The organism is Lactobacillus helveticus, assembly GCF_046109915.1.
Lineage (GTDB): Bacteria > Bacillota > Bacilli > Lactobacillales > Lactobacillaceae > Lactobacillus > Lactobacillus helveticus.
The window spans coordinates 194,758-209,865 of the sequence record NZ_CP151471.1; the positions used below are offsets into that span (position 1 = coordinate 194,758).

At 37.8% G+C, this 15,108-nt stretch carries 7 protein-coding genes, 6 pseudogenes and 1 other annotated feature; of the genes and pseudogenes, 11 read left to right on the forward strand and 2 right to left on the reverse strand.

Going from position 1 to position 15,108, the window contains the following annotated elements; all coding sequences use genetic code 11:
• Window positions 1-32: 32 nt before the first annotated feature.
• From AADV52_RS01135 to AADV52_RS01170, 8 genes and pseudogenes are all read left to right on the forward strand, one after another.
• Window positions 33-1,936, forward strand: a pseudogene (locus AADV52_RS01135) (glycoside-pentoside-hexuronide (GPH):cation symporter).
• Between the two features lie 266 nt (window positions 1,937-2,202).
• Window positions 2,203-4,119: a PTS sugar transporter subunit IIA gene (locus tag AADV52_RS01140; protein ID WP_014918487.1), complete on the forward strand. Its 1,917-nt coding sequence runs from the start codon at window positions 2,203-2,205 to the stop codon at window positions 4,117-4,119.
• Window positions 4,120-4,140: 21 nt separating this feature from the next.
• Window positions 4,141-5,426 (forward strand): annotated as a pseudogene (locus AADV52_RS01145) (beta-galactosidase); the annotation flags it as partial.
• Between the two features lie 134 nt (window positions 5,427-5,560).
• Window positions 5,561-6,967 carry an ISLre2 family transposase gene (locus tag AADV52_RS01150; protein WP_126096169.1) on the forward strand — a complete coding sequence of 469 codons (1,407 nt, stop codon included), beginning with the start codon at window positions 5,561-5,563 and terminating at the stop codon, window positions 6,965-6,967.
• A 444-nt stretch (window positions 6,968-7,411) separates the two neighbouring features.
• A complete protein-coding gene (locus AADV52_RS01155; protein WP_014918489.1) occupies window positions 7,412-7,990 on the forward strand; it encodes a hypothetical protein in 579 nt (192 codons plus the stop codon).
• A 65-nt stretch (window positions 7,991-8,055) separates the two neighbouring features.
• Window positions 8,056-8,157 (forward strand): annotated as a pseudogene (locus AADV52_RS01160) (organic hydroperoxide resistance protein); the annotation flags it as partial.
• A 10-nt stretch (window positions 8,158-8,167) separates the two neighbouring features.
• Window positions 8,168-8,351 (forward strand): annotated as a pseudogene (locus tag AADV52_RS01165) (D-2-hydroxyacid dehydrogenase); the annotation flags it as partial.
• 225 nt (window positions 8,352-8,576) lie between these two features.
• A pseudogene (locus AADV52_RS01170) lies at window positions 8,577-8,891 on the forward strand (NAD(P)-dependent oxidoreductase); the annotation flags it as partial.
• Here AADV52_RS01170 and AADV52_RS01175 read toward each other — a convergent pair.
• Window positions 8,836-9,288: pseudogene (locus AADV52_RS01175) on the reverse strand (hypothetical protein); the annotation flags it as partial. The pseudogenes AADV52_RS01170 and AADV52_RS01175 sit on opposite strands and share 56 nt — an antisense overlap.
• Between AADV52_RS01175 and AADV52_RS01180 the strand changes: the two are divergent.
• Complete coding sequence (locus AADV52_RS01180) at window positions 9,195-9,605, forward strand: PTS sugar transporter subunit IIA (RefSeq protein ID WP_409045158.1); 411 nt, start codon at window positions 9,195-9,197, stop codon at window positions 9,603-9,605. The pseudogene AADV52_RS01175 and the gene AADV52_RS01180 overlap by 94 nt on opposite strands.
• A 183-nt stretch (window positions 9,606-9,788) precedes the next feature.
• Window positions 9,789-11,018, forward strand: a complete 1,230-nt coding sequence (locus AADV52_RS01185; protein ID WP_013854648.1) for an MFS transporter — start codon at window positions 9,789-9,791, stop codon at window positions 11,016-11,018.
• A 72-nt stretch (window positions 11,019-11,090) separates the two neighbouring features.
• Here the strand turns inward: AADV52_RS01185 and AADV52_RS01190 are convergent, their stop codons facing one another.
• Window positions 11,091-12,965 carry a bifunctional metallophosphatase/5'-nucleotidase gene (locus AADV52_RS01190; RefSeq protein WP_014918494.1) on the reverse strand — a complete coding sequence of 625 codons (1,875 nt, stop codon included), beginning with the start codon at window positions 12,963-12,965 and terminating at the stop codon, window positions 11,091-11,093.
• A 213-nt stretch (window positions 12,966-13,178) separates the two neighbouring features.
• Window positions 13,179-13,415: a binding site (T-box leader), on the forward strand.
• A 63-nt stretch (window positions 13,416-13,478) separates the two neighbouring features.
• On the opposite strand from AADV52_RS01190, the gene AADV52_RS01195 reads away from it, so the two are divergent.
• Window positions 13,479-15,104 (forward strand): peptide ABC transporter substrate-binding protein, encoded by a 1,626-nt coding sequence (locus AADV52_RS01195; protein ID WP_014918495.1) that lies wholly within the window; start codon window positions 13,479-13,481, stop codon window positions 15,102-15,104.
• Window positions 15,105-15,108 lie beyond the last annotated feature (4 nt).

Consider the following 15,108-nt stretch of genomic DNA (forward strand, 5'->3'; position numbering starts at 1 on the left):
TTGCAGAGATTCATTGGGGAGGAAGGAAAAAGATGAATAATCATAAAATCTCAGGAAAGCAAGTCATTTCCTATGCGTCCTTTTGTTTGGGGAATTTAGGACACGCAGCTTTTTATGGCGTAATGAGTACGTATTTTATTATTTTTATCACTAGTGCCATGTTTACAGGACTAGATCATTCAGTTGCAGATAAGTTAATTGGCTTAATTACTGCATTGATGGTTTTAGTAAGAAATTGTAGAGTTAGTAATTGATCCAGTGTTGGGGAACATCGTTGATAATACTAAAACAAGGTGGGGCAAGTTTAAGCCTTGGATCTTTATTGGAACGGTAGCTAGTGCCGCATTACTGCTAATTCTCTTTACCGGTATTTTCGGCTTGGCACATAAGAGTTGGATTCTTTTTGCAATTTTATTTGTAATCATTTATATCGGTTTTGACGTTTTTTATTCCTTATCAGATGGGGCATGGTTCCAGCCTTAAGTGAGGATTCACACGCACGTGGTATTTATACTGCTTTGGGGACTTTTTCAGGTGCAATTGGTTGGAACGGACTAACTATCATTGTTGTGCCACTGGTTACCGGTGTAACTTATGCAATGACTGGCAAGCATGAAGAAGGGGCTCCTGGTTGGTTTGCCTTTGCGGCGGTTATTTCAGCCTTAGCTATTCTTTGTGCATTAATCGTATGTTTAGGAACTAATGAAAAACATAATTTAATTAGAAATTCTGCCAAGCAAAAAACAACTTTAGGTCAAGTATTTGGGGCAATTTCCCATAATGATCAGATTTTATAGCCAAGTTTGGCTTATTTGATGTTCTCATTGGCTAATGTAATTACAAATGGGGTAATGTTTTATCTGTACAAATTCGTGATTAATAAACCAAATGACTTCTGGGTTGTTGGTGTCATTGCCACATTAATCGGTTTTTGCATTAGTCCATTGTTTCCAATTTTAAATATATTCCAAGAAAATGGCTATTTATTGGCGGTCAAATTTGTATGATTTTGGCATACGGGTTGTTCATTTTCGGTCGCAATAACGTCATTTTAATGGATTTAGGGTTAGCTCTATTTAATATCAACTTTGCTCAATTAGTAACTGTTTTAACATTAACTGATGCCATCGAATATGGTCAGCTGAAAAGTGGTCAGAGAAATGAAGCCGTCGTTTTAGCTGTTCGACCAATGGTCGATAAATTTACCGGTGCTATTTCAAACGCGCTAGTAGGATATGTAGCAATTGCGGCAGGCATGACTGGTTCAGCAACTGCAGCAGATATGACAAGTCACGATATTAGCATTTTCAATATTATGGCTTTATATGTGCCATTAATTTTGGCAGTTTTAGCTATTATCATTTTTATAAGCAAGGTAACTTTATCTGAAAAGAAACACGCTCAAGTGGTTGAAGAATTAAAGAGTAAACTTGCACAAGGGAAGATCGAAGATGGCAATTTACCTGCAGCAAATGTAAAGTCGACTGCCATTTATGCACCTGCAGATGGTAAATTAATGACTATGTCTGAAGTAATCGATGAAAATGGCAAAACATTTCCTGGTAAAGGCTTTGCAATCGATCCAAGCAGTGGGCAAATTTTTGCCACATTTGATGGCAAAATTAAGTTTACCTTTGGTACCAAGCATGCGTTTGAAATTGTAACTGAAAATGGTCTGCAAGTTATAGTTCACGTTGGTCTTGGCACAGTTAATTTGCGTGGTGAAGGATTTGAGTCATATTATGATGATGGACAAATTGTTAAAAAAGGTGAACTGCTATTAGAATTTGACCGTGATTTAGCACTAAAAAATGGTTATAAAGATACGATAGTAATTTTCTATACTCAACCTGGTAGAGTAGAAAAAATGAGTAAAATTTCGGCAGGTAAAGTTGTTGAACATGGTCAAAAGGTGGTTGAAGTGAAGTTTAAGTAGAGGAAACTGATGTAAGCATAAATTTAAATATTGATTTACATGTATAAAAAAGAATGACTTTTAGTGTTAAGTAAACGTTTTGGTAAAGAAAAAAATTTTTTATAAGCCTTTTTTAAAAAAGAATGACGTAAATAAGCCTTTTCTTTAAATATTTATACTTAGTAAATAGCTTAGTAAATCTAAATAAATATTTTACTAGAACAAAAAAAAATGATAAATTACTTCGTGTAAGCGATTTCTAAAAAGGAATCTTGGGAGGAATTATCATGCATAATCATAAAGTTTCGGGGAAACAAATAGTTTCCTATGCATCATTTTGTCTGGGCAATTTGGGGCACTCAGCATTTTATGGTGTAATGAGTACATATTTTATTATTTTTATTACTAGTGGAATGTTTAGCGGATTAAATCAATCCGTTGCTGATAAATTAATAGGTTTAATTACTGGATTAATGGTACTAGTAAGAATTATCGAACTAGTCATTGACCCTATTTTAGGAAATGTTGTTGATAATACTAAAACAAGATGGGGTAAATTCAAGCCCTGGATTTTAATAGGTACTGTTGTTAGTGCAGCATTATTACTTATTCTATTTACTGGTATTTTTGGATTAGCACAACAGAATTGGATCCTTTTTGCAATTTTGTTTGTGTTGATTTACATCGCTTTTGATGTTTTCTATTCATTATCAGATGTTTCATACTGGGGCATGGTTCCAGCTTTGAGTGAAGATTCACATGAACGTGGTATTTATACTTCACTTGGTGCCTTTTCAGGTATTATTGGTTGGAATAGTTTGCCAATTATTGTTGTGCCACTGGTTACCGGTGTAACTTACGCGGTTACTGGCAAACACGAAGAAGGAGCTCCTGGCTGGTTCGCCTTTGCGGCCGTAATTTCAGCCTTAGCAATTATTTGTGCCTTGATTGTTTGCTTTGGTACTAAAGAAAAGCACAACATTATTAGAGATTCGGCCAAACAGAAAACCACTTTGCGTCAAGTATTTGGTGCGATTTTCCATAATGATCAAATTTTGTGGCCAAGTTTAGCTTACTTATTGTATTCACTTGCTGCTGTAATTACTAATGGTGTTTTGTTCTACATGTACAAGTTTGTAATTGGCAAGCCAAATGATTTCTGGGTAGTAGGTATAATTGCAACAATTATTGGTTGCTGCATTAATCCATCTTTCCCAGTTTTGAACAAATATATTCCAAGAAAATGGTTGTTTATTGCAGGCCAAACTTGTATGGTATTAGCATATGTCCTATTTATCTTTGGTCATAACAATGTCTTCTTAATGGATTTAGGCTTAGTTTTATTCAATATTAACTTCGCTCTGTTGGTAACTGTTTTAACTTTAACTGATGCTATTGAATATGGTCAACTTAAGATTGGTCAAAGAAATGAAGCCGTTGTTTTAGCTGTTCGTCCAATGATTGATAAATTTGCTGGTGCTGTTTCAAATGCCTTAGTTGGTTATGTGGCAATTGCAGCTGGGATGACTGGATCAGCTACTGCAGCAGATATGACGAGCAAAGGTATTAACACATTTAATATGATGGCTTTATATATTCCTTTAGCTTTGGCAGTTTTATCTATTGTAGTATTTTCACTCAAAGTAACTTTGAGTGAAAAGAAACACGCACAAGTTATTGAAGAATTGAAGAGTAAACTTGCACAAGGCGAGATTGAAAAGAAGACTTCAGTAGATACAGGAACAAAAGAAGTAACTATTTATGCACCTGCTGATGGTGAATTAATGCAAATGTCTTCTGTTGTTGATGAAGATGGTAAACCATTCCCTGGTAAAGGATTTGCAATTGAGCCAAGCAGTGGTCAAATTTATGCACCATTTGATGGAACGATCAAGTTTACTTTCGGTACAAAGCATGCATTCGAGATTGTGTCACAAAATGGACTACAAGTTGTTGTCCATGTAGGATTGGGTACTGTCAATTTACGTGGAGAAGGCTTTGAAACTTTCTACGATGATGGTCAAACAGTGAAAAAGGGCGATAAATTACTTGAGTTTGATCGTGATTTGGTTCTTAACAATGGTTATAAAGACACGATCGTGATATTCTATACTCAACCAGGTAGAATTCAAAATTCTGGTGCTATTCAAGCTGGTAAAGATATTAAACATGGTGAAAAAGTAGTAGATGTACAATTTAAGTAGAGAAAGAAAAATGACAAAAGCATTAACACGTTTTTATACGGCGGAGATTATAATCCGGATCAATGGCCTGAAGACACTTGGTCTAAAGATATTCAAGTTTTTAAAAAAGCAGATATTAATTCAGCTACAATCAATATTTTTTCTTGGGCATTGCTTGAACCTGAAGAAGGTAAGTATGATTTTTCCGAGCTAGATAAAGTAGTTAAAAAATTATCAGATGCGAACTTTGATATCGTAATTGGTACGTCTACTGCTGCAATGCCGGCTTGGATGTTTAAAAAGTATCCAGATGTTGCCAGAATTGATTATCAAGGCAGACGACATGTTTTTGGTCAGCAATACAACTTTTGCCCGAATAGCAAAAATTATCAAAGATTAGCTGGTAATTTAGTTGAAGAATTAGCTAAGCATTATCAAAATAATCCTAATATTGTTGTTTGGCACGTAAATAATGAGTATGGTGGCAATTGCTACTGTGAGAATTGTCAACATGAATTTCGTAAATGGCTGAAGGATAAGTATCAGACTCTAGATGCTTTAAACAAAGCATGGAATATGAATGTTTGGAGCCATACTATCTATGACTGGAATGAAATTGTAGTTCCAAATGAGTTAGGGGATGCATGGGGCCCCGAAGGCAGTGAAACTATTGTTGCGGGTCTTTCAATTGATTATTTGCGTTTTCAATCAGAAAGTTTGCAAAATCTGTTTAAGATGGAAAAGCAAATTATTAAAAAACATGATTCTGAGACTCCTGTGACTACCAATTTCCATAGCTTACCAAATAAGATGATTGACTATCAAAAGTGGGCTAAAGATCAAGATATTATTTCTTATGATTCTTATCCTACTTACGATGCACCTACATATAAACCAGCATTTTTATATGACTTGATGCGTAGCTTGAAACATCAGCCATTCATGTTAATGGAGTCAGCTCCGTCACAGGTTAACTGGCAGTATAGTCCTTTAAGAGACCTGGACAAATGGCGGCAACCGAATTGCAGGCCGTGGTGGCTCATGGTGCAGATACCGTTCAATTCTTTCAATTAAAACAAGCTATCGGTGGCTCAGAAAAATTTCATAGTGCAGTAATTGCACATTCACAAAGAACAGATACCAGAGTATTTAAAGAATTAGTAGATTTAGGTTATAAATTAAAAAGAGCCGATTCAACGATTTTAGGCTCAACAATTAATGCTAAAGTTGGAATCGTATTTGACTGGAGTAATTTCTGGTCATATGAATATGTTGACGGAATCAGCCAAGACATGGACTATGTTGATTCGATTCTTGATTATTATCGCTAAGTGTATAATTTTTTGCGGTAAGTTGAATAATTAATTAAAAAAGCTCAAGTCCTTTGAATTTGGACTTGAGCTCAAACAAAAAGACCAGTAGTCTGATGTTAAGAACAAAACACATTAGAAGCTGGTCTTTTATGGAATCTATTATAGCTGATATCGTGAAAATTATTAAGTCTGAAAATAATGTTATTGCCCGTGAAAAGGCATTAATGTGCTATTTCTTTGATCTGATTAGAGAATTGATGACAGCAGCACTAGAAGAAGTTGATGCTGGTCTAGTTGAAGAGACTAAAAAGCAAGGCTATCAGATCGAGAAGAAAAATAAGCGTTCAGTTGTGACTGCCTTTGGTGAAATCAGCTATTGGCGCAGAAGATATGCTTGTCCTGGCAAAAAGGCTAAATATCCACTGGATAAGCTGATGGGCTATGACAAATATAAGCGTTACAGTGTTTTGGCAGTGAAGGATATTTTGCAGGTTAGCGCCGTGGCAACTTACCGCAATACTGCTTTAGCTGTTAATACTCTCTCCTGTTTCAATATTAGTCATAGTCAAGTTGGCAAGCTGATTGTGCAAGCAGGCAAACAGATTAAAGCACAGCAGCAGTCTGAGGAAAGATACGATGGTATTGCTCAAAAGAAAAAGGTGCCAGTGCTTTATCTTGAAGGCGATGGCGTTGTGATTAAAGGCACCAAGAAGCGACTGGAATTTCATCGCTATCAAGTCTGCGAGGATATTATTAATTTAAGCAAGACGCGCAGAAAGAGAGTACAGGCCAAAGAGTTTGTTTCTTTAAGCCGCTTGGATGCTTTGCAAGAAATTAAAGCTTATTTAGCCAATACCTATGACTTAAGCGATACTTTAATCATCAGTAATGCCGATGGCGGTGCTGGCTATGCCAAGAAAGACTTTGATGAAATAGTTGGCTATTGCCGGCAGCACGAACACTTCTTGGATGTCTTTCACTTGAATAAAAAGATCAAGGACCGTTTAGGCTTTATGCCGGCTATGCCAAGCAAATTGATCAGTGCAGTTGAGTTTAAATATGACCGTCACTTGACTGACGTGATTTTAGACACGATTGAAAGCAATCTGATTGATGAGCTGAATACGCCAGAAAATCATGAGAATTTAAGGCGCCTGCGCAGCTATCTTCATCGTCGCTGGGTGGATATTAAGCCATTCAAAATGCGTCATTTGTCCGTAATTAAGGCAATTGGCTGCTGTGAAAGCAATCACCGTAAATATACTTATCGCGTCAAAGGGCAAGGAAAATACTGGTCAGAAGATGGTGCCGAAGGAATTCTGCGTGTACTGACTTGCATTAAAAACAAAGAGCTGGAATACTGGCTTAGCAGTGAGTTTGCAGGTGGACAGCTCGATATTGGTGATCAGGAAGAATTGAAAGGTGCAGTTCGTGCCAGCCTAAGAAAGACGCATGAAGCTCATCTGGGCATTCATCACGGCGCCATTGAAAGCTTAACAGCAGGATATAGCTATTTAAACGATTTTAGCAGAAAAATAAATCAAATAAATATTTAAGAAATTAAGGTCAGACTAATGGTTAATAGCCTACCGCAAAAATATTGACACTTACGTCGAATTTTAAAAAAACGTATTTTGCACAATTAAAATTGCTTTATGTTATTATAATCATAAATAATAATTTCGGACCATGTGGGCAGTTAATCCAATCTAGAGACGCCGTGACACAACAATGGAAAGAAGGAATGTCACATGAAGGGCAAGATTGTTATCACAACGTTGACAGCATGCCTTTTAATCGGAGGTTGTTCGAAGCTTAGTACCAACTCTAAAACACCATCGACATCCATTAGTTCCGCTACGAAGGTATCTAATTCTGCAAAAGAGAAAATGTCTTCTAGTTCTTCATCTACTGTGGCTAGTTCAATATCATCAAAGAACTCATCAGTAAAAGAGGATACTACAGATTCTCGAATTCAAGAGCTCAATCAGAGGTTGTCTATGGCAATTGGGACTACAAAAAAGCCAACTGTTGATGGGTTGAACGAAAATCATAAGCGCTTGAATATGCACTATATTAGTAATGCATACGGATATACGGTTTATTATAGTGTTGGAGCTACAGCCAAGGAATTTAATGCCAGCACCTTAGCTAGCGAAACGCCTTATGCAACATTCAATAAAACCGCCTATGTCTCCACAGCGGCTGCAGTGACCGCGGTTAATCACCACGCACAAGAGACTGGGTTACCGGTCATTGATCTTGGGAGTGGTGTTCAGGGGACTATTGATCGAGGAGCTGGACAAGCTTATCTCACATGGCAAGCAGGTCGCTGGTCGGTAACAGTACATGCCTCACCTGTCATGGGCCAAGATCCAGTTGCTATGAGCAAACAACTGGTAGCATTGTTTAACCAGTACTCGCTTCCCATTCCGAGCCAAGTTGGGGCAGGCAACTTTGATGTCACTGATAATGGATTAAACCAAACTATTACTTGGCAAGAAGGTGCCATCTTGTATAAAATATCTGCACGTTCAGCCGAAACTGCCATTAAGATGGCTTCAAGTATGAGTCGTTAGTCGAGTGGCTTGCGTTTAACGAAAGCTGCGATTATTTCAAGGAGGTCATCAAAGGAGGTCATCAAATGAAGAAAGTATATACAACAACCATGATTAACACTGGAGGACGTTCTGGTGAGTCACATAGCCCAAACCACTCTTTCAACGTAAACATTGAAAAGATAGGGGGGTAACACTATGAAAATTGTTCTTTTAGATGGATATGAACTAAACAAAGATTTAAATTGGAAAAGCTTGCAAAAATTGGGCGACTGCACTTTATATGATCGTACACCAGTTAACGATAACGCTGAAATCATAAAACGAATTAAATATGCTGATATCGTCATTACACACAAAACACCCCTGGATCAGGAGGGGTTTGGAAAAAAATCAGGTTGGAGGTTTTTGGGAATGGGGGGGGGGGGTTTTGTGGTGGTTTTTTTGGGGGGGGCCCCCAAAAAAGGGGGGGGGGGGAAAAAAATACCAAAAATGGGGGGGGGGGGGGGGGAAAAAATTTTTTTTTTTTTTTTTTTGGGGGGGGGGAGGGGGGGGGTGTTTTTTTTTTTTTTTTTGTTGAAGGGGGGGGGGGGGGGGGGTTTTTTTTATTATTCTGTTTCGTGGGTGGGGAAAAACGGCTAATGAAGCGGACATCAAGAATGCCTTGAATGAAGGCAAAATTTATGCCTACGCCACTGATGTTGTTAAAGGGGAGCCCATTGCTAGTGATAGCCCATTATTACAGGCCCAAAATTGTTATATTACCCCACATATTGCTTGGGCCCCATATGAGACAAGAGAACGGTTGTTGCATATGACTGTTGATAATATAAAAGCATATTTATCAGGAGATCTGAAAAACGTTTTCAATTTTTGGCAATGGTTTGTGTTTTTTTTTTCCAAAATTGAAAAAAAATTTTAAAAAAAAAAAAAAAAAAAAAAAAAGGGGCGGAAAAAAAATGGTGAAAAAAAAAAAGGGGGGGGTTTTTTTTTTTTTTTTTTTTTTTTTTTTTTAGAAAATTTTTTTTTTTTTTGGGGGGGGGGGGGATAAACCGATCAGCGTCAATCACAATATCATTGGCATTGTAGCCATGGATCAAGGTGGTGATATCTGGTAAATGGCGGTTGTTTTGGTCAACCGTTTTGAATTGAATGGTCACTGGTTGCTGACGCTGATATGCGTCCGCCAATACCTCGGTAATTACTGATAAGGATTGTTGCGGACGTGGAACGTATATTTCATTCAACTGCTGGTTCTGTTGGCTTAAAGCGGCAGTATGATCAGATAAATAGAACCCCTGCCATCTCATCATGCCCTGAATCAATTTTTAAGACTAAACATGCTATCGGGATTAAGACAGCAGAAGGATTAGAAGTTTTGCTCCATCTTGGATTAGATACCGTTGAACTTGAAGGTAAGCCATTTACCATGCATGTTAAGGAAGACGATCAAGTTACGCCGGATACCTTGCTTGCAACAGCTGACGTGGAGCAAATTAAAGATGCGGGTAAAGATCCTGTAGTTTTAACCTTGATTACTAATACTAATGATTATGTTGCTAATGCCAAAAACTTGGTTAAGTCAGGTGATCAGGTAGAAGTACATCATAATGTGTTTGAAATAACTACAAAATAATAAAAAATAATTTCCTCTTCAATAATGAAATAGGAGCTAAGTTAATGAGCTTAGCTCTTATTTTGTTAAAGCTAAAAATATTCATCTAACCCAATTCCCCCTTGTTAAAAAATATAAAACGAGTAGAATGGGGAATCGAAGAAATAATTGAACGACAGAGAGCGTTCGTTTTGGAGGCTAAAAATGGATATAATTGATACGCACAGTCATGGACTAAGTAAAAACCAGAAGTGGGTTATTGCATCTACTTCATCTGGATTCGCACTAGAGAACATGGATGTGCTTTTTTTATCGTTTGCAATGAGTTCGATGATTGCCGACTTACACTTGTCAGGTGGCGCAGCAGGATTGATTTCCTCAATCACTAACTTGGGGATGCTGTTTGGCGGGATTTGCTTTGGTATCTTGGGTGACAAGATTGGCCGGGTTAAAACTTTTTCACACACGGTTTTGATCTTTGCTATTGCCACTGCTTTGATGGCTTTTGCAAACAATATCTATGAGATTTATGCCCTCCGTTTTCTTGCTGGTATTGGTGCTGGTGGTGAATATGGAGTCGGTATTGCTTTAATTGCGGAAAACTTTAAGAGTCATCAGATTGGTAAAATGACTTCAATCGCAGCAGTTGGTGGACAAATTGGTGCAATTATTGCCGCCTTAGTAGCAGCTTGGATTATTCCCCATTTAGGTTGGCATATGTTGTTCCTAGTCGGAATTGTGCCTGTAGTTTTGACTGTATTTATTAGAAAGCATTTGCATGAAAGTGATCAATTTTTAGCAGCCAAAAATAATGAAAAAGGTTCTTTATTAACTGATGTAGTGAAGAAGATGTTCAGTACACCGCGCTTAGCCCTGCAAAGTCTAGGCTTAATGGTAATGATGACCGTTCAAATTGCCGGTTACTTTGGTTTAATGAACTGGTTACCAACGATTGTACAAAAGCAATTGAATTTAAATGTATCTAGCTCAAGTCTGTGGATGATTGCCACTATTATTGGGATGAGCGTTGGAATGATGACCTTCGGTTCAATCTTTGATTACTTTGGCCCACGGCGTGCCTTTGCAATTTTCTTGATTGGCTCAGCCGTGATGGTTTATGTGTTAGCTTTGGCACAAAACATGGCGAGCTTGCTGGTAATTGGTGCTGTCATGGGCTTCTTCTCAAATGGGATGTTTGGTGGCTACGGTGCCGTGATTAGTAGATTGTATCCTACGGAAATTCGGTCATCGGCTAATAATATCATTGTCAATGTAGGTCGAGCAATCGGTGGTTTCTCATCAGTGGTAATTGGCATCTTGATGGATCACTATAGTTTGACGGTAGTCATGGGTTTCCTATCAGCTCTTTACATTATCAGTTTTGTAGTAATGATCAGCCTGCCTGGGTTAAAGAGATTGACAGTTAAGCATTAATTGAAAAATAAAAATAAGAGTTAGGCTCTATTTTGAAGTGAGACCTAACTCTTATTTTTTTAATTAATTGAATTATTTACCAGCGACAAAATGTTTGCGGTCTAATTTAGGAGCCGTAATTGGCTTACCGGCTGTGGTTTGATCCTTAATGTATTTCACGAATACATCGGTATCTACACCAGCAGTCGCAACTTGTTTGGCAGTCTTAAATTGATTGAAATAGTCACCGCCACCTTTGAGAAACTCGTTGATCACGACATGATAAGTTTTATGCAAATCAATTGGCTTGCCATCATTGCCATATACCTTGGTTACCTTGAATGGTTGCGTCTGATCGTCATTTTTGGTGAAATCATACTTTAAGCCAGCCGTTAACAGATAAGTCTTATGACCGTTTCCAAAGTTCTTGTATTGTTGGTTAAGCACATCGTAAATTTGTTGACCGGTCATCGAAACGACATCCAAAATATTGCCAAATGGCTGTACATCTTGAGCGGCGCCCCAAGTAATTGATTTGTCTGGCTTTACTGCAAGACCAGCTCTGACACCGCCACCATTGGTCATCGCAAAATCAACATGTAAGTTTTGCTTAGCAGTTGCTTCACGAGCGCCGGCAAGTTGAGCATCACAGACTAGATCACCGGTTTCATTTTCAAAATACTGATTATTTTTGTCACGGCCGGTTAGATTTTTAGCAATCGCTGCCTCGCCAATTTTTTGGTTAACAATTTGAGCGGTGCGCTGGTCTGCATCTTTAACAATTGCCGTCACCTTGGCATTATCTTTTACAGTGGGATCTTGCTTGGCTGACAATACTGGGAATATGTGAGCTACTAAACTCTTAGCAGCAAAATCATGAGTTTTAGGGTTAAGGTAGCCAATAATATCGTCGTATGCTTCGCCTGAGTAAATTGCTTGTACTAAATGAGTATGTCCTACGGTAGCGTTAGCATATTGATGTGAATGGCCGGCAAAGTAAAGGTCAACAGAATTTTTAGGATCGATGCGATATAGTTTTTGCAAGATATCTACTACTGGACCTGAGGTGGAAGTTTGTTTAGTTTGTGCGTCAGTCTGTGTAGCGACACCGGTATGAGCTAAAACAACAATGGCTTTGACGCCTTTTTTGCGAAGTAGTCGATCATATTTTGCGATTGCTTGCGCTTCATCGATAAATTTGTAGGGATTATAATTTTTATAGGTGGTCAAAGTCGGCATGGTAGTCGTTAAGATACCAATGAAGCCAACCTTTACTTTTTTGCCATTGGCAGCTTTGACAGTTTTGATTAAATACGGCTTGAAATTGTACGGTGTTTTATTTGTTTTACGGTTTACTACGTTAGAAATTACGATTTGTAAACCAGAGCTGCGGTGTGGATAGGCCATCTCGGCGGCATTATAATGTTTAGTCGGCTTGCCGCCCACCAAGATGCGGTGAAATTCACCTAGACCTTCATCGAATTCATGGTTACCCAAAGTACCAATCTTGAAGTTCATGGCTTTGAGAGCCTGCATAGTGGGTTCATCTTGAAGTAAGGCAGAATTTGAAGGTGAAGCGCCAACCATATCGCCAGCTTCGACTCGGAAGGTATGACCATGTTTGTTTTCACGCTGGAAGGATGATTGAGCATTATCAAGATAAGAAGCTAGGCGAACAGCACTGCCGGCATTAGGATATTTAGTAGCGCCAAGCCAAGCATTGCCCGTTCTTTCTAGACCGCCGTGCAAATCGTTGATTCCTAAAAATTGAATCGGAATATCATGGCGATACTTTTTACTGCTGCTCCAACCAGATTGTTCGGGTTCAGTGGCAGAATCGAGATTAGTTTTAATCTCAATATTATTGCCCGAGTCTTTAGCCGAAACGTTGGATGAAAATGCTGAAATGCTTAATAAAGCAAGCAGGACAGCTGATGATTTGAGTAGACGATGTGAATGAAAATCCATTTTTATCTCCTTTTTTAAAAACTGGATGATTTAATTATAATCCGAATGAATAATAAGTAAATATAAAATATTGTTCTGAAAAAATACGGATAATCAGAGGATCAAGATAAAAGAAAATCCGTAAAAGTGAGTACTTTTGCGGATGATGCAGATATTAAAAAATATGTTGACATCAAATTAGAATCTGTTAATATTATTTTCAACAAAAAAATCATTTTAGCTTTGATAAGGAAAGTAAAATAGAGCACGATTTTCAGAGAGTCTTCGGTTGGTGCAAGAAGATAGTTAAGCTTTATTTGAAAATCACCTTTGAGCAGGAAGTACGATACTAGTATTTTCAGGGTCCGCCCTTTATAGCGGCGACGTATCGCCGATCATTTTTGATTGGCCGCACCTGCATGAGGTCAGTAACTTTGTTATTGATGAAGAATAGGTGGAGACGCCCTATTAGATCAAGTAGATCTAGTAGGGCGTTTTTTGTTTATCCGAGCTAAGGAAAAATGGAGGAGCATTATGAAAAAATTGTTAAAAGCTTTAGCAGGTGGATTAGTAACAACAAGCGCTGCGACTATGTTAGCAGCTTGTTCGAATAGTAAAGCTGATTCTCGAGATTATGAAAAATCTTTAACTTGGATGACTACTTCAGAAGTACAGACACTTGACCAAAATAAAATGGTTGATACTTCTAGTAGTGAACAAGCAACTAATGTATTTGAAGGATTAAATCATGTTGACAATAATGGCAAAGTTGAACCTGGTGTGGCGACCGTTTCTACGGTAAGCAAAGATGGACTGACTTGGACTTTTAAATTAAGAAAAGATGCCAAGTGGAGTAATGGTGAACCGGTGACAGCTAATGATTTTGTCTATTCATTAAGACGAGTAATGGATCCTAAGACCCAATCTCAGCAACAAAATAATTATCAAGCAGTTAAGAACGCTCCAGAAGTAGTAGCTGGTAAAAAATCTCCAACTTCTTTGGGCGTTGAGGCCAAGGATAAACATACTTTAGTAGTTCATTTAACTCATCCAGTACCGTATTTTAAAACTTTAACCGCTTCGAGCTGGAATCCGGTAAGTGAAAAAGCAGTTAAGAAATACGGTAAAAAATATGGTACTGCATCGAAGTACATGGTTTATAACGGGCCATTTGTAAGTACTGGTTGGACAGGTTCAAACTTAAGCTGGAAATTAAAGAAAAACAATTATTACTGGAATAAGAAAAACGTTAAATTAAATACCGTTAATTACACCGTAGTCAAAACGCCAGCCACAGATTATACCCTTTATCAATCAGGAAAATTAGACGGGGCCTTTCTTGATACTCAGGCTTCTAAACAATTGAAACATCAAACTGGTTACAGGGTATTTAGATCCGATCGAACAGAGTATTTAACTTACAATGTTTCCAAAAATAAAGATATGGCCAATGTTAACTTGAGAAGAGCTTTTTCAATGGTCTTGAATCGTAAAGAGCTCGCTTCAACTGTAGGTGGAGCCAATACTGTAGCTACCACTTTTACTGCTCCACAAGAAACAGTTAATGGCATGAACTTCAATAAATATTTTGCTGAGCAAAATGCTACGAGCAAGTATACAGAATTTAATAAAAAAGCAGGTCAAGCTTTATTTGATAAAGCCTTAAAGGAATTAGGCAAATCTAAGGTTGAATTTACTTTAGGTGGGGATGACGATGATCTTTCTAAGAAAGTAATGGAATATGTCCAAAGTCAACTTGAAAGTACTTTTGGTAAAAAAGTAGAAGTTCATGTTCAATCAATGCCTAAGACTACTAGAGTGAGCAACATGCTTAACGGCAAATATGACGTTGACTTTACTGGCTTAACAACTGGTTATAACGATCCTTACGCAATGTTAAGCGTAATGATGAGTGGGGGAAATTACAACTTTGGTAAATGGTCTAACAAACAATATGATCAATATCTAACTCTTTCAAGTGAAGAAATGAACGTGAAAAAGCGTTTAACCGATTTGGTAAAGGCAGAACAAGTTTTAGACGATCAACAACCATTGACCCCACTTTATCATGATGGTCAAGCCTGGATGGTTAGAAGAAATGTTCATGGTTTAGTCTTCAACGGCAGTTTTGATTTTAGAAATACCTTTGTTACAAAGTAGGAGA